At 68.9% G+C, this 17,030-nt stretch carries 16 protein-coding genes; 1 reads left to right on the forward strand and 15 read right to left on the reverse strand.

Annotated features, from left to right (window positions below):
* Positions 1–175: 175 nt before the first annotated feature.
* The 15 genes from ACFVJQ_RS25865 to ACFVJQ_RS25935 all read right to left on the reverse strand — a co-directional run bounded on the left by ACFVJQ_RS25865 (position 176) and on the right by ACFVJQ_RS25935 (position 16,075).
* The gene (locus ACFVJQ_RS25865) at positions 176–2,251 is read right to left on the reverse strand and encodes a 3-hydroxyacyl-CoA dehydrogenase NAD-binding domain-containing protein (protein ID WP_385515602.1); all 2,076 of its coding nucleotides are present in this window, start codon (positions 2,249–2,251) and stop codon (positions 176–178) included.
* Between the two features lie 31 nt (positions 2,252–2,282).
* On the reverse strand, positions 2,283–3,167 hold the full coding sequence (locus ACFVJQ_RS25870; protein ID WP_385515601.1) for an acyl-CoA thioesterase: 885 nt from the start codon (positions 3,165–3,167) through the stop codon (positions 2,283–2,285).
* 20 nt (positions 3,168–3,187) lie between these two features.
* Positions 3,188–4,846 carry an AMP-binding protein gene (locus tag ACFVJQ_RS25875; RefSeq protein ID WP_385787311.1) on the reverse strand — a complete coding sequence of 553 codons (1,659 nt, stop codon included), beginning with the start codon at positions 4,844–4,846 and terminating at the stop codon, positions 3,188–3,190.
* Positions 4,847–4,924: 78 nt separating this feature from the next.
* Complete coding sequence (locus tag ACFVJQ_RS25880; protein ID WP_385515599.1) at positions 4,925–5,722, reverse strand: SDR family oxidoreductase; 798 nt, start codon at positions 5,720–5,722, stop codon at positions 4,925–4,927.
* Positions 5,719–5,931: a hypothetical protein gene (locus tag ACFVJQ_RS25885; protein WP_385515598.1), complete on the reverse strand. Its 213-nt coding sequence runs from the start codon at positions 5,929–5,931 to the stop codon at positions 5,719–5,721. Before ACFVJQ_RS25885 ends, ACFVJQ_RS25880 begins: the two co-directional genes overlap by 4 nt.
* 54 nt (positions 5,932–5,985) lie before the next feature.
* Positions 5,986–7,020 (reverse strand): phosphotransferase family protein, encoded by a 1,035-nt coding sequence (locus tag ACFVJQ_RS25890; RefSeq protein ID WP_385515597.1) that lies wholly within the window; start codon positions 7,018–7,020, stop codon positions 5,986–5,988.
* Positions 7,013–7,795 carry an SDR family oxidoreductase gene (locus tag ACFVJQ_RS25895; RefSeq protein ID WP_385515596.1) on the reverse strand — a complete coding sequence of 261 codons (783 nt, stop codon included), beginning with the start codon at positions 7,793–7,795 and terminating at the stop codon, positions 7,013–7,015. Before ACFVJQ_RS25895 ends, ACFVJQ_RS25890 begins: the two co-directional genes overlap by 8 nt.
* 1 nt (position 7,796) lies before the next feature.
* Positions 7,797–9,026 (reverse strand): acyl-CoA dehydrogenase family protein, encoded by a 1,230-nt coding sequence (locus ACFVJQ_RS25900; RefSeq protein ID WP_385787316.1) that lies wholly within the window; start codon positions 9,024–9,026, stop codon positions 7,797–7,799.
* Complete coding sequence (locus ACFVJQ_RS25905) at positions 9,013–9,825, reverse strand: enoyl-CoA hydratase-related protein (protein WP_385787318.1); 813 nt, start codon at positions 9,823–9,825, stop codon at positions 9,013–9,015. The genes ACFVJQ_RS25900 and ACFVJQ_RS25905 overlap by 14 nt, the downstream gene beginning before the upstream one ends.
* Positions 9,822–10,640 carry an SDR family oxidoreductase gene (locus ACFVJQ_RS25910; RefSeq protein WP_385515593.1) on the reverse strand — a complete coding sequence of 273 codons (819 nt, stop codon included), beginning with the start codon at positions 10,638–10,640 and terminating at the stop codon, positions 9,822–9,824. Before ACFVJQ_RS25910 ends, ACFVJQ_RS25905 begins: the two co-directional genes overlap by 4 nt.
* 197 nt (positions 10,641–10,837) lie before the next feature.
* Entirely contained in the window at positions 10,838–11,524 is a 687-nt protein-coding gene (locus ACFVJQ_RS25915; RefSeq protein WP_385787322.1) for a TetR/AcrR family transcriptional regulator, read from the reverse strand.
* An 80-nt stretch (positions 11,525–11,604) separates the two neighbouring features.
* Positions 11,605–12,570 carry an NAD(P)H-dependent flavin oxidoreductase gene (locus tag ACFVJQ_RS25920; RefSeq protein ID WP_385787325.1) on the reverse strand — a complete coding sequence of 322 codons (966 nt, stop codon included), beginning with the start codon at positions 12,568–12,570 and terminating at the stop codon, positions 11,605–11,607.
* 59 nt (positions 12,571–12,629) lie between these two features.
* Complete coding sequence (locus tag ACFVJQ_RS25925; RefSeq protein WP_385787328.1) at positions 12,630–14,156, reverse strand: long-chain fatty acid--CoA ligase; 1,527 nt, start codon at positions 14,154–14,156, stop codon at positions 12,630–12,632.
* Between the two features lie 79 nt (positions 14,157–14,235).
* Positions 14,236–14,865 (reverse strand): HAD family hydrolase, encoded by a 630-nt coding sequence (locus ACFVJQ_RS25930; protein ID WP_385515589.1) that lies wholly within the window; start codon positions 14,863–14,865, stop codon positions 14,236–14,238.
* A 10-nt stretch (positions 14,866–14,875) separates the two neighbouring features.
* Positions 14,876–16,075, reverse strand: a complete 1,200-nt coding sequence (locus ACFVJQ_RS25935; RefSeq protein WP_385515588.1) for an acetyl-CoA C-acyltransferase — start codon at positions 16,073–16,075, stop codon at positions 14,876–14,878.
* A gap of 96 nt (positions 16,076–16,171) precedes the next feature.
* Between ACFVJQ_RS25935 and ACFVJQ_RS25940 the strand changes: the two genes are divergently transcribed.
* Positions 16,172–17,008: an alpha/beta fold hydrolase gene (locus ACFVJQ_RS25940; protein ID WP_385787332.1), complete on the forward strand. Its 837-nt coding sequence runs from the start codon at positions 16,172–16,174 to the stop codon at positions 17,006–17,008.
* The last annotated feature ends 22 nt before the right edge of the window (positions 17,009–17,030 follow it).

Below are 17,030 nucleotides of genomic sequence, written 5' to 3' on the forward strand. Positions count from 1 at the left end.
CTGACAGTGCAACACCGGACCCAGGCAGGGTCGGGTGCACACCAGCCGAACCTCCAGGCCAACACGGCCCAACAGCAATCGCGGGGCAACTCGTAAGTCCTGCGGGGTGACAAACCTGGGCTGCGCGCGCCGGCACCGCGCGTAACGGCCGGGTCCCACCTCTGCGGTGGTGGCGTCAGTTGAATGTCCCGGCCTCGTCGGCCAGCCGCGTCAGCAACGGCGAGGGCTCCCAACCGTCATCTCCGTGGAACCGCCTGAGTCCGGAGAGGACATGTGCGGCACCCACCGTGTCGGCGTAGAACATCGGTCCGCCGCGGTACCTCGGGAAGCCGTACCCCGCGATGTAGACCACGTCGATGTCCGAGGCACGCAGGGCTATGCCTTCGTCGAGGATGCGCGCGCCCTCGTCGACGAGTGCGAACACGAGGCGCTGCACGATCTCGTCCGCCTCGAAGGTACGCAGCTCGGTGCCGTGCTGAGTGTGGAATGAAGCCAGCAGCTCGTCGACGACGGGGCTCGGGATCGCCTCGCGACTGCCGGGCTTGTAGTCGTACCACCCGGCACCGGCCTTCTGCCCGAACCTGCCCATTTCGCACAGGGCATCGGCGATCTCGTCCCGGGGCATGCCGGGGTCTTCCGCGTAGCGCCGCTTGCGGATCGCCCATCCGATGTCGTTGCCCGCCAGGTCGGATGTCCGGAACGGGCCCATGGCGAAGCCGAAGGTCTCCGCGGCGGAATCGATATCGGCCGGTGTCGCGCCCGCGCGGAGGAGTTCCATCGCGGCATCCCGGTACTTGGCCAGCATCCGGTTGCCGATGAAGCCGTCGCACACCCCGGCCACCACGCCGGTCTTGCCGATCCGCTGTCCCACCGCCATGGCTGTGACCAGCACGTCGTCCACTGTCTTGGCCCCGCGCACGATCTCCAGCAGTTTCATGACATTCGCGGGGCTGAAGAAGTGCATGCCGAGAACATCCCCGGGGCGCCCGGTCACCGCGGCAATCGCATCGATGTCGAGGGTCGAGGTGTTCGACGCCAGAATCGCGCCGGGTTTCGCCACCTCATCGAGCCGGGTGAACACCGAACGCTTGACGTCCATGTCCTCGAAGGCCGCCTCGATGACCAGGTCGCTGTCCGACACGTCCGCATAGTCCAGGGTCGGTGTCAGGAGCGCCATGCGCTGCTCCAGCCCTTCGGCCGTCAACTTCCCCGTCTTCACTTGATGTTGGTAATTGCGACGCATGATGTCCAAGCCGCGGTCGAGCGCCTCCTGGCTGCTCTCCACGACGGTGACCGGAATACCCGCGTCCAGAAAGTTCATCGCGATGCCGCCGCCCATCGTTCCGGCACCGATGACCGCCACCGTGTCCACCCTCCGGGCCGACGTCCCGAGCGGGACGTCGGGGACCTTGCGGGCGGCCCGCTCGGCGAAGAAGGCGTGGCGCAGCGCGGCCGACTGCTCGCCGTTCATCAGCTCCAGGAACGTCTTCCGCTCCTCGGCCAGCCCTTCCTCGAACGGCGTGGTCGCCGCTTTCTCGACCAGAGCGAGAGCCGCCACCGGCGCCAGGAATCCTCGGCTGCGCCGGCCCAGGCGCTCCCGTATCACGCTCACCGCGGCCGCGTCGCCGGAACCCACACTCAGGTCCCGGACCCGCGGGAGCGGCCGTACCGCGGCCATCTCGGCCGCGAGTTCCAGCGCCGCCGCCATCACGTCGCCGTCCACGACCCGGTCGAAGAGCCGTTGTCCCGGGAGGTCTCCGAGCTCCCGCCCCGTACGCGGTGCACCGCCGCTGATCATGTCCGCCGCCACGGCGGCCCCCACCAGGCGTGGCAGCCGCTGGGTGCCGCCGGCGCCGGGGACCAGTCCCAGGTTCACCTCGGGGAGTCCGATCCTGCTCTTCGACGTCGCGACCCGGTAATGGGCGCCCAGCGCGAGCTCCAGTCCGCCGCCGAAACATGTGCCGTCGATCGCGGCCACGACGGGCTTGTCCGCGGCCTCCAGCGCCGCGATGACGTCGCCGAGCGTCGGCTCCGCGGTGGTCTTGGGCGTCCCGAACTCCGTGATGTCGGCCCCGGCGGAGAAGAATCCCTCGCGGCCGGTGAGCACGACGGCATCGACGTCGCCGGAGTCGAGGGCACGGTGGAGACCCTGCACGATGCCCTGCCGTGTCGCGTGCCCGAGCCCGTTGACCGGCGGGTTGTCGAGGCGGAGGATCGCTGTGCGTCCGATGACGCTGTACTGGGTGGACATGGGTGGCACCACTTCCTTGACGAATCGGTGGTCAACGCGGGTCGGTGACGGCTGAAGCGGGTGATGACAGGGACATTTCCTTGTCGCCGCCCTCCGTCGGCCGGGGCCGTTCGAAGCGCATGAGTCCCTCCTGTGCGACGGCGGCCACCAGACGCCCGCCCGTGTCGAACAGCCTTCCGCGGGTGAGCGCCCGGCCGTGCTCGGCCGAAGGGGAGACCTGGTCGTACAGCAGCCATTCGTCCGCGCGGAAGGGACGCAGGAACCACAGCGAATGGTCCAGCGACGCACCCTGTACGGCGGTTCGGGGATGTGGCAGCCGCGCGGAGCCCAGCAGTGCCATGTCGCTGAGATAGGTCAGCGCGCAGGTGTGGACGGCACCGTCGTCCGGCAGCGGACGTCCGTACCGGATCCACACCCGCTGGCAGGCCGGCGCCCCCGGGACGTGGCCGATCTCGCCCCCGGGCACCCATCGCATCTCCCAGTGGCGCCACTCCGCGGGCCGCGGCATGCCCCAGCCGTTGATGCGGTCGGACTCCGGGATGTCGTCAGGTGCCGGCACCGCCGGCATGTCCACCTGGTGGGAGAAACCGTCGTCTCCGCGATGGAACGACGCCGTCACCGTGAAGATCGCCTCCCCCGCCTGGACTGCGGTCACCCGGCGGGTGCAGAAGCTGCCGCCGTCGCGGATCCGCTCGACCAGATGGTCGGTCGGCTCGTGCGGACGGCCGGGCCGCAGGAAGTACCCGTGCAGCGAGTGAGCCGAGTACGACCGGTCGAGGGTACGCGCCGCGGCCATCAGCGACTGGGCGGCGATCTGGCCACCGAACGTCCGCGCCCACTCGCTGGGGATCGGGCCGGACCGGAACCGGTCCGGCGCAATCTCGTCGAGGGCCAGGACCTCTGGCAGACCGGCCATGCTTCGGCTCCTCTCGCTCGTCATGCGGACGTCGCCCCGCGCAGTTCTCGGCGCAGGATCTTGCCGCTGGTGGTCTTGGGCAGGTCGTCTCGGATGCTGACAGTCCGAGGGGCCTTGTAGGCGGCCAGGTGCTCGCGGCAGTAGGCGACCAGCTCTTCGGGCTCGACGGATCCTTCGGGCCTCAGGCTGACGAAGGCCGCCACCGTCTCGCCGCGGTAGGGGTCGGACACACCGACCACGGCCGCCTCGCGCACCGTGGGGTGCCGGTAGAGGACGTCCTCGACCTCGCGAGGCCACACCTTGAACCCGGAGGCGTTGATCATGTCCTTCTTGCGGTCCACCACGTACACCCAGCCCTGCCCGTCCATAAAACCGACGTCGCCGGTGAGCAGCCGCCCGTCCGGGATCGACTCCGCTGTGGCCTCGGGCCGCTTCCAGTACGCGGGAACCACCATGGGTCCTTCGACCGCGATCTCGCCGACCTCGTTCGGTCCCAGGTCCCTGCCGCCCTCGTCGACGATACGGACCATCGCGGTCGGAAGGGGCAGGCCGATCGACAAGGTGCCCGAGTCGGGATCCACGGGAGCCCGTCTGCCCACGGGCACCACTACGCAAGGGGCACTGGTCTCCGTGAGCCCGTAACCGTTGCGGATGTACAGTCCCGTCTGCTCTCGGAACCGCTCGACGACTGCGGGCGGCAGCGGGGCGCCGCCGGAGTTGAGGGTCCTCAGCGAGGTGAACGCCTCGGCGGAGAAGTCGCGGTGTGCCATCAGCGCCATGTATGCGGTGGACGGCCCGACCATGTAGGCGGGCCGTTCCCGCTTCAGCGCATCGATCACCACCCCCGACTCGAAGCGGTGGGCGAGCACCAGGGGGCTCGCGAGGTCGACCGCGTTGAGCAACTGGACGACCATGCCGGTGATGTGGAACAGCGGGGCCAGAGCGAAGATCGGCGATCCCGAGGGGATCTCGTCGTACAGGCGCAGCAGGACCGCGTTGACGGTCAGGTTGCGATGGGTGTTGGTCGCCCCCTTCGGCAGTCCGCTGGTGCCGGAGGTGTAGGAGATCAGTGCGATGTCGTCGGGTGTCAGCCCGGGTTGGGCGGGTCGCCGCCCAACCCGTGCCCTCGCCACTTCGAGGATGTCGTCCGCGCCCTCACTGCGCTGCCGGGCCAGACCGGCGAAGACGCGTGGGTCGTCCAGGGATTGCAGGTCCAGCGGGCTGGCGGTGAGCGCTGTCGTCATCCCCGCCGCGGTGGCCCGCTCACGGACGTGCTCCGACCAGGCCTGCTCATCGCACACGATCGCCGACACCCCGGAATCGGTGAGGATGTGCACGAGTTCGTCCCGGTACATCGGGTTGAGCGGTACGACTGCGCCGCCCGCCTTCCAGGCACCGAACAGCGCCAGCACGAACTGCGGGATGTTCTGCAGGTACAGCGCCAGCCGGTCGCCGGGTCGGAAGCCGCGCTCGAGCAGGTGGTGCGCCACTCCGTCGGAGAGCTCATCCACTTCCCGGTAGGTCAGCGTGCCACCGAGGTAGGTGGTGGCCGGGCGGTCGGGGGCGGTGGCCACCGCGTCGGCCAGCAGTTCCAGCGTGGTGCGGGCCGGGACCGGTTCCACCTCCCGCAGCCTTTCGGTGTACTGCGCCGTCCACGGCCTGTCGTCGAACCAGCTCATCGCTGCCGAAGCCGCCTTTCGGGGGTGAGGGTGGGGGGTGTTTCAGGTGGGGGCGCGCTGACCTTCGCACGCGACCGGTCAGCGCGTCCCGGAGATCCCGCCGTCAACGGGGATCACCGTGCCGGTCAGGTAGGCGCCCGCGCGGGAGGCGAGGAAGATCGCCGGACTCGCGATGTCCTCGGGGGTGCCGACGCGGCCGAGGGGCACCCGTTCGACCACGGCGTCCCGCAGCTCGGGGGCGTCCAGGACGTGCGCCATCATCTTGGTCGGGAACGGGCCCGGAGCAAGGGCGTTGACGGTGATGTGATCACTCGCCAGCGTGGCGGCCATCTTGCGGGTCAGCATGTGCACCGCCGCCTTGCTCGCGACGTAGGAGAAGTTGTCGGACGCGGAGACCACGAGCCCGTCGATCGACCCGATGTTGATCACTCGCGCGGGGTCCTCCGCGGTGGCGGCCGCCCGCAACTGCGGCAGCAGTCGTTGCGTCAGCGAGAAGACCGCCTTGACGTTGACGTTGAGCACCTTGTCGAAGCCCGAGTCGGGGAACTCGCCGATCGGCGCACCCCAGGCGGCTCCCGCATTGTTGACCAGGACGTTCAGCCGCGGCGCGACCTCCGCGACCCGCTCGGCCAGGCTCTCGAGGCCCTCGGCGGTGGACAGGTCCGCCGGGTGTGCCAGACAGGTTCCGGCGCCGGCGGACGTCAGCGCGGACAACTCCGCTGCCGCCTTCTCGCACGCCTCGGCCTTGCGTGAAGAGATGATCACCGTGGCCCCGGCCGCCACAAAACCGTGCGCGATCATCAGCCCGATTCCGCGTGAGCCGCCGGTTACCACCACGGTCTTTCCGCTGACGTCGAACAGTGCGGCGGGGTTCACGACACCGCCCCGATCAGGCCCGCCGCGCCCATGCCGCCGCCGATGCACATGGTGATCACGGGGTAGCGCGCGCCCCGGCTCCTGCCTTCCAGCAACGTGGGTCCGACCAACCGCGCCTCGGTCATGCCGTACGGGTGGCCGACCGAGATGCCGGTCATGCCGGCGGACCCCTGCTGCGCGGCGCACCCGAGAATCACGTCCTGCCTCATCACCGCTCCTTTCTGTATGCGTGAGTGCCAAAGCCCCGTGGGCAGGCGATCGGGTCAGATACCTGCCGTGTCCGCGACTTCGTGGGCCTTCGCCACCAGTGCGTCGATGCGCTCTGCGGTCGGGGTCCCGGACGCGGCCTTGTTCCGCGGTTCGTCCCTCGCGCGGCGCATGACGCCCTCCGCGATGATCGCGACCTTCCACAGCCCCATCGTGTGCCAGTAGCCCAGCGCCGTCAGGTCGCGTCCCGACGCCGCCGAGTAGGCCGCCACGAGTTCTTCGCGGGTCGGGAAGCCGTCGAGAGCGGTCGCGACGAAGTCGCCCGAGGTGTTCTCACCCTTGCCAGGCCAGTAGGCCAGCAGGCTGCCCATGTCCGCCAACGGATCGCCCAGCGTTGACAATTCCCAGTCGAGCACCGCGGTCACCTCCCCGGTGTCGTAGGAGGTGATGACGTTGCGCAGATGGAAGTCGCCGTGCACGAGCGTCAGTTCGCGCTGCTCCGGGACGGCCGCGACAAGGCGGTGGGTGAGGTCCTCCAGGGCGGGCAGCTCGCGGGTCCTGGACCTCTCCCACTGGGCCGACCACCGCTTGAGCTGACGCTGCGCATACGGCTTGTGGCTGGCCAGACCGGTCAGCCCGGTCACCTCGAGATCGACCGCGTGGATCTTCGCCAGCGTCCGCGGCAACGACATCCCGATCGCCCGACGGCGCTCGGGCGTCAACGACCGCGCGGTCGACATCCTGTCGACGACCTGGCCGTCCACGAACTCCATCAGCAGCAGCGGAACGTCGGTCACGGCGGGATCGTCGGTCAGCCCGAGCACCCGCGGGGTCGGGACGGCGGTGCTCTCCAGGGCGGCCAGAATCCTCGCCTCGCGGGCCACGTCGTGCGCCGACGCCAGCAGGTGGCCCAGCGGTGGGCGCCGCAGCACCCACCTACGGCCGGCCAGATCCCGTACCAGGTAGGTCAGATTCGACTGGCCGAGCCCGATCCGGTCGAAGACAAGCGGCCCGGCGAAATCGACGCCGAGGGTCTCGAACCAGCGGCTCACCGCCCCGGCGTCGATTCCGACGATGTCCGCACTAGACACTGATGCCGGCTCCCTGCCTGAACGGGAGCGCGTCACCGAGCAGTTGCCCGCCGTCGATCACCATGGTCTCGCCGGTGATCCAACTCGCGGCGTCCGAGACGAGAAAGGCAACCGCGGAGGCGATGTCGGCAGGCTCGCCGATGCGGCCCAGCGCCATCGATGCGGACACAGCCTGCTCGTGATCCTTCCAGAGAGCCTCGGCCAGTTTCGTGCGCACCACACCCGGTGCCACCGCGTTGACGCGGACCTTGGGCGAGAGTTCCAGGGCCAGTTGTTTCGTGAGATGGATGAGTGCGGCCTTCGACGCGTTGTACAACCCGATGTTCGCCTCGAAGGCCATGCCGCCGACCGACGCGGTGTTGACGACCGCCCCGCCGTGCTCGCCCATCCAGGCCCGCGTGGCCAGACCCGTCCACAGCACGGGAGCCCACAGGTTCACGTCGAAGGTTTTGGCGAACCGTCCGTGATCCTGGTCGATGACCGGCCCGAACGCCGGGTTCGTCCCCGCGTTGTTGACGAGGATGTCCAGGCTTCCGAAGCGCTCGAGCGTCAGATCCACACAGCGCTGGGCCGCCTCTTCGTCGACCGCGTGCGCACCGACGCCGACCGCTGTGCCCTTGACCTGGGCCGCGGCGGCCTCCGCTGCCTCCTGGGACCGTGAGGTGAGGACGACGTTTCCGCCGGCCGCGGCGATGGCCTGGGCGATCGCGAGCCCGATGCCGCGCGAGGCGCCGGTGACGACGGCGGTGCGACCGGTGAGATCGAGTCCTGCCATCTCAGCTCACCGCTGCCGTGGTGGCGTCGCGGTACTGCCGCAGTTCCTGCTTGGCGATGGCCCGCTTGTGGACCTCGTCGGGACCGTCCGCCAGCCGCAGCGTCCGCAGATGCGCGTACATCATCGCCAACGGGAAGTCCTCGGTCACTCCTGCTCCCCCGTGCACCTGGATCGCGCGGTCGACGATCTTCAACGCGATGTTCGGGGCGGCCACCTTGATGGCCGCGATCTCGGTGCGCGCTTCCTTGTTCCCGACCGTGTCCATCAGATACGCGGCCTTGAGCGTGAGCAGGCGGATCATCTCGATGTCGATACGCGCTTCCGCGATCCAGTCCTGGACATTGGACCGTTCGGCAACCGGGCTACCGAAGGTCACACGTGACTGCGCGCGTCGGCACATCAGCTCCAGCGCCCGCTCGGCAGCGCCGATCGCCCGCATGCAGTGGTGGATACGACCGGGCCCGAGCCGGGCCTGGCTGATCGCGAAACCCTCCCCTTCGCCCTTGAGTACGTCCTTGGCCGGCACCCGCACATTCTCGAAGGTGATCTCCGCGTGCCCCTCGCGATCCGCGTACCCGAACACCGGGAGGTTCCGGATCACGGTGATCCCGGGAGCGTCGATGGGGACGACCATCATCGACTGCTGGCGATGCGGGGCCGCCGCGGGGTCGGTCTTGCCCATCACGATGAGCACCCTGCAGTTCTTGTGCATCGCGTTCGAGGCGAACCACTTGCGGCCGTTGAGGATGTACTCGTCGCCGTCGCGCTCCATACGCAGCTTGATGTTGGTGGCGTCGGAACTGGCGACACGCGGCTCGGTCATCGCGAAGGCCGAGGCCATCGTCCCGTCGAGCAGGGGCTTGAGGTACTTCTCCTTGTGCTCGTCGGTGCCGAAGAGGGTGAGCACTTCCATGTTGCCGGTGTCGGGAGCGTTGCAGTTGCACGCCTCGGAGGCGATGTGGCTGCGCCCCATGATCTCCGCCAGCGGCGCGTACTCGAGGTTCGTCAGCCCCGGGCCCCACTCGGGGTGCGGGTGGAAGAGGTTCCACAGCCCGCGCTTGCGCGCCTCCGCCTTGAGCTCCTCGATGATCGGGGGCTGGAAGTGCGGGTCGCCCGACGCGCGCATCTGCTCGTCGTACACCGCCTCAGCGGGGTAGATGTGCGAATCCATGAACTTGAGCAGATCCGCCTGGTACTTCTTGGCGCGGTCCGACATCTCAAACAGGGACATCCGAACTCCTGACGGGGAGGGAGGGAAAACTCGGTGGGCGCTTGTCGAGGTGACTGGCCACGCCCTCGACGAAATCGGCCCCGCGGAAGGCCTGGAGCATGAGGCCTTCCGCCCGGGTCACGGAATCGGCGTAGGTGCCGTCCGCGTCGCCCTGCAGTTGGCTCTTGATGGTGGCCATGGAGGCCGGGGAGCAGCGCGTCGCCAGATCGGCGGCGTACGCGACAGCGGCATCGACCACACTGCCGGTGGGGACCAGGTGGTCGAGAAGACCGATACGCAGTGCCTCCTCGGCGTCCACCATGCGACTCGACAGCAACAGGTCCGTTGCCCGGCTGCGCCCCACCAGCCGCGGCAACAGCCAGGAGATCCCGTACTCGGCGATCAGCCCGCGCTGCGCGAATGCCGTGGTGAACCGCGCCGAGGGCGAGCCGAAGCGGATGTCGCAGTAGAGCGCCTCCACCATGCCCAGGCCCGCGGCCACTCCGTTGACCGCACCGATCAGCGGTTTGCGCAGGGTCAGCGGTACATCGCGCGGCCGGCGCCGCGCCCGGTCCGCCTCGGAGACCTCGCCGAGCGCCTGCAGCCGCTGGAGGTCGGCGCCGGCGCAGAATCCGCGTCCCGCGCCGGTGACCACGACGGCGCGTACGTCCGGATCGTCCTCGGCGGCGTCGAGCAGCGTGAAGTAGCGGTCTTCGAGTTCGTCGGTCCAGGCGTTCAGCTTGGCGGGCCGGTTGAACGTGAGCACCAGCACGGGCCCTCGGTGTTCGGCGAGGACGAGCTCGCCCGGCGCGCCGGTCATGCCTGCGCCAGCAGAGAGCTCTGGTAGCGGCGCATCCCGCGCAGCCACCGGTCGTAGTCCGAGCCCTTCTGCCGGTACATGTCCAGGACTTCTTCATGCGGCAGAATCAGGAAGCGCTCGTCCTCGATCGCGGCGAGGACGGCGTCGGCGACCTCGTCCGGCTCGAGGACGTCACCCGCGGACGTGACGGCCTGGGTGGCCGCTCTCCCCAGGGCGTCTCCGGAGTCCTTCCCGGAATACAGCAACCTGGTGTTCACCCCCATCGGGCACAGACAGCTGACATGGACCCCGCGATCGCCGTAGGTGACACTCAGCCATTCGGAGAAGGCGACGGCCGCGTGCTTGGTGACGGCGTACGTGGCGGAGCCGATCTGGGTGAGCAACCCGGCCGCAGAGGCGGTGCTGACGAAGTAGCCCTCGCCGCGCTCGAGCCACCGCGGTACCAGCAGCGTCGCCGCACGGATGTGGGCTCGCAGGTTCACGTCGATCGAGAGGTCCCAGTCCTGCTCGCCCGCGTCGAGGCCGGGTGCCCCGGCGATACCCGCGTTCGCGAAGTAGAGGTCGACCGGACCGAACGTGCGCTCCGCCAGGTCGATCAACTCCTGGATCTGAGCGGGGTCCGACGCGTCCGCGCCGACGCTGGCGGTGCTTCCCGGATGGCCGGCGTTGACTCTCGTGGATACCGCCTGCGCGGTGTCCGCGTCGAGGTCCGCGACGACGACCCGGGCACCCTCCCGAGCGAGCCGTGCGACCAGCGCGCCGCCGATGCCACCACCGCCACCGGTGACGATGGCGACTCTTTGTGCAACGTTCACAGCGAACCCTCTCCGTGGCGGGGTGTGCGGTGCCGGGGCACGGCCCTCGCGGTGCTGCGGCCGTGACCTCCGCCACCTGTATAGTTGAATCTGACGTCAGGTTCAAGTGTTGGGCGCGCGTCACCACACGGAAAAGGCGCAAGCGATCGCCACATCCGCAGAGAAAGGGTTGAGAGGGCAGAAGGGAGAAGGCCGGATCAGCGGTGGCCGGGGAACCGCAGGGCGTTCGCCCAGAGCCGGGTGACCGTGGACACGAGTTCCTCGAAGTCCACTGGCGTACCTTCGTCTTGCCCTTCGCCGAGCACGAAGGCGTTGTAGGCCATGACGCTGACCATGCTCGAGAGCGCACGGGAGGCCATCATCGGATCGACTTCACGGTCTGCGACGCCCCGCGCCTGCAGGTCGGCGATGCCGCGGGCGTTGCGGCGGATGAACGCATCCGCGCGCCGGCGTCGGAACTCTCGGAACTCCGGCTCCACTTGTGCGACCTGCTCAAGCAGTCCCATCAGCTTGGCGTTCCGCTTGTATGCCTCGAGATACGCGCGATTACTCGCCTCGAGTACCGCATACGGATCGTCGGTACCCTGCACCCGGCCCATGCCGGGGTGCAGCATGTCCTCCTGCGCCTCCAGAAGGACGGCGGCAAGCACCTCTTCCTTGTTGGCGAAGTAGGTGTAGAAGGAGCCCGCCGCGCATCGGGCCTCTTTGGTGATGTCGGTCAGGCGGGTGTCGAGGTAGCCGTCCCGCTCGAACACCTTCCGCGCGGCCTTCACCAAAGCGGCGCGCGTCCGCGCTCCGCGCTGCGTCGTCGGCGGCTCGCGCAGTGGCGAGAGGGGCGCCATCGGCGGTACCTGCTCGCTGTCCTCGGGCGCAGTGGTGTCCATTCGCGAAAGTGTACTTGAATCCGACGCCAGACTCATAAGTTCGCACGGTGCGCGGACTCGTGGGGCTGTGGCACACACCGTTACAAACGCTGAAGCCGGCTCTTCGCCTCGGCGTACTCACCGGCGAGGCGCTCGACGACCGCTGCCGCGGGAAGTACCGCCCCGACCGCGCCAACGCCCTGACCGGCACCCCAGATGTCCCGCCACGCCTTGGCCCCTTTGAGGTCCTGGTTCCCGAAGTCCATGGCGGACGGATCGGAGCCGGGCAGTGCGGCCGGATCGAGCCCCGCGGCCTCGATGCTGCCGCGGAGGTAGTTGCCGTGCACGCCGGTGATCAGGTCGGAGTACACGATGTCCGCAGCGGTGGAGTCCACGATCATCTGCTTGTACTGGTCCTCCGCGTTCGCCTCCTCGGTGGCGATGAACGCCGAACCCACGTAGGCGAGGTCCGCGCCGGCGGCTTGTACGGCGAGGATCGAGCGGCCGTGGGCGATGGAGCCCGACGGCAGGAGGGGGCCGTCGAACCAGTCGCGAATCTCCTGGACGAGCGCGAAGGGTGACTGCGTGCCGGCGTGCCCGCCCGCGCCCGCGGCGACGGCGATCAGGCCGTCCGCGCCCTTTTCAACTGCCTTGCGGGCGAACCGGTTGCTGATGACGTCGTGCAGGACGATGCCGCCGTAGGAGTGGACCGCATCGTTGACATCGGCCCGGGCGCCGAGAGAGGTGATGATGATCGGCACCTTGAACTCCACGACGGTCGCGAGGTCTTCCTCCAGGCGTGAGTTGGTCTTGTGCACGATGAGATTGACCGCGAACGGCGCGGACGGTGCCTCGGGATGGTCGGCGTCGTGCTTGGCCAACTCCTCCGTTATGTGCTGCAGCCATGCGCGCAGTGCCGACTGCGGCCGCGCGTTGAGCGCGGGGAAGGAACCCACGATGCCGGAGGCGGACTGGGCGATGACCAACTCCGGATTGGACACGATGAACATCGGCGATGCGACCACGGGCAGGCGCAGCCGGTCCTGCAGGATGGGGGGCAGGCTCATGAGCAACTCACTATGCGTCTTTCTTCTGCGGCGGAGGCATCTCGTCCGTCGACGGATGTTCAGTGCCAGCGGGCGGGTACGTCGCCGAGTGCGGGGTCGCGGGTCAGCTCCGTACGGTCGATGGAACGCTTGAGGATCTTCCCGCTCGGGCCCTTGGGCAGCGCGTCGACGAACCGGATGATGCGCGGGACCTTGTAGGCGGACAGTCGCTCTCGTGTCCAGTCCGACACGTCCCCGGCATCGAGATCCGAACCGGGCCGGGCGGCGACGAGCGCGGCGATCTCCTCGCCGTAGTGGTCGTCGGGAACGCCGATCACGGCTGCCTCGATGATGTCCGGGTGCTCGTAGAGAACTTCCTCCACCTCACCGGGATAGACGTTGTAGCCGCCGCGGATGATCAGGTCTTTTATCCTGTCGACGATGCGCAGGTCGCCGTCCGTGTCGGTTTTGCCCAGGTCGCCGGTCCGGAACCAGCCGTCGGGCGAGATGGCCGCGGCGGTGTCCGCGGGGCGGTTCCAGTAGCCGCGCATCACTGTGGGTCCCTTGATGTGGACCTCGCCGACGGTGCCCGGCGGGCACTCCTTGCCGTCGATGTCACGCACCTGGACCTGAAGCCGCGGGACAGCTCGGCCGGTGTACCCGGTCTTGCCGCCGCGGTCGATGTCGTTGAAGGTGCCGAACGCGGTGGTCTCGGTGAGCCCATAGCCTTCGAGGATGGTGCAGCCGAAGCGCGCCTCGAAGGCCCGGGCGATCTCCCTGGGCAGCGACGCGCCCCCGGAGACGGCGACACGGAGCCCGGCGAAGTCCGCCGGGTTCGCATCGCCCGCCGCGTGCAGCATCGCGTTCCACATGGTCGGTACGCCGGCCATGATGGTGAGCCGGTCGCGGCGCAGCATCTCCAGCATCGACGCCGGGTCGAATCGGGCCAGCAACGACATCGAGCCGCCTACGGTCAGGGTCGCCATCATGACCGATGCCTGGCCGAACACGTGGAACAGCGGAAGTCCGGTGCCGGTACGGTCGGCGCTCGATCCGCGGCTGCACTCGGCGCCGATCTCCCCGGCGGACAACAGGTTCCCGACCGTGAGCTGGGCACCCTTCGGCCGCCCTGTCGTACCCGAGGTGTACAGAATGGCCGCGGTCTCGTCGCGGTCCCGGTCGACGACGCGGGCGGGGGCGGCATCGGTGACCGTCGCGCCCGGGGACAGCGTCCAGGAGGGCACCTTGAGCGCCGAGGCCGCCTCCGCGACGGCGGGGCCCAGGGCGTGCCATGCGATCGCCAACGAGCACCCGGCGTCGCCGAGAACGTACTCGACCTCGGCCCGGGTGGACATCGTGTTGACCGGCACCACGACACAGCCCGCGGCCTGGATCCCGAGGTAGGCCACCACGAATTCGGGCACCGACGGCGCCGCCAGCAGTACCCGGTCCCCGGGCGACAGGCCCGCGGCGGTCAAGGCGCCCGCATACCGAACGCTCGCGTCGGACAACTGCCGGTAGGTCCACTGATCCGCGCCGCCGCGCAGCGCGATGTTGTCGGGAGTTGCAGCCGCGTGGCGGCGGACCGGGTCGAGAACACTGGGCATGAGCGGTGCCTTCCGGGGATGTGAGCAGGTGATGCGGTGCGGATCCCACATGACCGGTCTGCTGCGGTCGGTCGATCGGTCAGGCGGTGATCCTGAAGTGTTCGGCGAGTTGGCGGCGGGTGTCGGCGGCGCTGGTGTGCAGCACGCCCCCGATTCCGATCCGCGCCGCTCCGTCGAGGTTCTGCTGCAGATCGTCGATCATGACCGCCTCCTCGGGGGCGACGCCGAGGCGTTCACATGCGATCGCGTATATCCGCCGGGAAGGCTTGCGGATCCCGACCTCGGCAGAGATGACGACCGCGTCGGCCACGGCGGCGAGGTCGACGCCGTCGTAGGTTCCGGTTCCGAACGAGTTGGACACCAGCGCAACGGGATACCCGGCGGCGCGGAGATCATCGAGCAGGGTGAGCATGTCCTGGTCGATCGACATTCCCGCTTGCATTCGGGCCGTGAGCCCTTCGGCCGGTACGTCGGCGCCGTGGGCGCGGAGGCGCTCGGCGAATCCTCGCTCGAAGGCTGCAGCGTCGATACGGCCGGATTCGTGGTCGGCGAGGAGGGTGCGTGATGGCTGGTCCCGGCTGAGGAGGTCCAGCGGCAGCCGAGGATCGCCGCCGAGTGAGGCGCCGAAGTCGGTAAAAGCCTGCAACACACTGGAGGTGATGACCCCACCGAAGTCCACGAGGACCGCGGTTCGCGCCTTTTCCGTCACGCTCGACACCTCAGGCCACCTCGAACAGCCCGGCTGCGCCCATTCCGCCGCCGACACACATCGAGATCACCACGTACCGGACGCCGCGGCGCTTGCCCTCGATCAGGGCGTGCCCCACCAGGCGGGCACCGGTCATTCCGTACGGATGGCCCACCGAGATCCCGCCGCCATTGACGTTGAACCGCTCCGGGTCGATGTTCAGTTCGTCGCGGCAGTACAGCGCCTGGGAAGCGAACGCCTCGTTGAGTTCCCACAGACCGATGTCGTCGATGGTGAGGTCGTGCTGCTTCAGCAGCTTCGGAATGGCGAACACCGGACCGATCCCCATCTCGTCCGGCCCGCAACCGGCAACGGCCATACCCCGGTAAACGCCCAGCGGCTCCAGTCCGCGGCGCTCGGCTTCCTTCGCCTCCATCAACACCGATGCCGAAGCCCCGTCCGACAACTGCGAGGAGTTGCCCGCCGTCACGCTGGAATGCGCGGTCACCTGACCGTCCGGCAGCACCGGCGCCAGCCCGGCCAGGCCCTCGAGTGTGGTCGACGCGCGGTTGCCCTCGTCCCGGGTCAAGGTCACAGCCTCGTCCCGCACTTCCCCGGACTGCTTGTCCAGGACCTTCTTGACACTGGCGAGCGCGACGATCTCCTGGTCGAACCGCCCGGCCTCCTGCGCTGCCGCGGTGCGCTGCTGCGACACCAGCGCGAACTCGTCCTGGCGCTCCCGGCTCACGCCGTAGCGTTCGGCGACGATCTCAGCCGTCTGCAACATCGGCATGTAGATGCTCGGCTTGTGCTCGACCAGCCAGGGATCCGCCATGCGGTGGGTGTTCATGTGGTCGTTCTGCACCAAGGAGATCGACTCGACCCCGCCGCCGACAGCAACCTGCATGCCGTCACCGACGATCTGCTTGGCGGCCGTCGCAATCGCCATCAGGCCCGACGAGCACTGCCGGTCGATCGTCATCCCGGAGACGGTGTCCGGAAGTCCGGCGCGGAGGGCGGCCTGGCGGGCGACGTTGCCGCCGGAGGATCCCTGCTGCATGGCGCAGCCGAAGATCACATCCTCGACCTCGCCGCCCTCGAGCCCGGCGCGCTGCACCGCGTGCGAGAGGGCATGGGCGGCGAGTTCCTGCGCCTGGGTGTCGTTGAACGCACCGCGGTACGCCTTCCCGATCGGCGTCCTTGCCGTCGAAACGATGACTGCTTCTCTCATGTCGCCTCACCTCCCGACCGTTTATAGTTGAACTCGGCGTCAAGTTCAATCACGGCGCGGTAAGGTGACCGACCAGCCGGTATGAAGGGCCGAATCATGACCGAGTTGAGCATCTCCACTGCTGCGGGCGTGTTCGACGCGATCGCGGCAGGTCCACCCGAGGGCCGCCCCGTGCTGCTGCTGCACGGCTTCCCGCAGACGGGCCTCGCGTGGCAACGGCAGATCGCGGCGTTGGCCGCGCACGGCTACCGGGTGGTGGCCCCCGACCAGCGCGGGTACTCCCCCGGGGTCCGCCCCGAGCGTCCCGAGGACTACCGCATCAGCGTCCTGGTCGACGATGTCGTCGCGATCACAGAGGAGTTGGGCTGGACGTCGTTCGACCTGGTCGGCCATGACTGGGGCGGCGCGGTGGCGTGGTGGACCGCCGATGCCCACCCCGGCCGCGTACGCACGCTGACGGTTGTCTCGACCCCGCACCCCGGCGCTCTGGCCACCACCTTGCGCACCGACCCGGACCAGCGCGAACGATCGCACTACATGATCGACTGGCGCGAAACGCCCGCAACCGAAGAGCGCATGCTCGCAGACGATGCCAAGGCGCTTCGCGCCGCTTATGCCGGAAAGATCCCGCAGGACAGTGTCGAGGCCTACATGCGGCACCTGTCCCACCCGGGCGCTCTCACCGCGGCGCTGAACTGGTACAGGGCCGGCCGCCCCGACGGCGCGATCGGCGTCATCGATGTGCCCACGCTGTACGTCTGGAGCACGGAGGACAGCGCGTTCGGCCTGGCGGCCGCGCAGGAGACCGGGCAGTGGGTCAACGGGCCGTACCGGTTCGAGACCCTCCAGGGCGTCAGCCACTGGGTCCCCGAGGAAGCGCCCGAGACGCTGAGTCGCCTGCTGCTCGAACATCTGCGAGCGCACGGCGAGTAACCACCGGAACCACAGCGAATAC

The sequence above is a fragment of the Streptomyces sp. NPDC127197 genome, assembly GCF_042672405.1.
GTDB lineage: Bacteria > Actinomycetota > Actinomycetes > Streptomycetales > Streptomycetaceae > Streptomyces > Streptomyces flavusporus.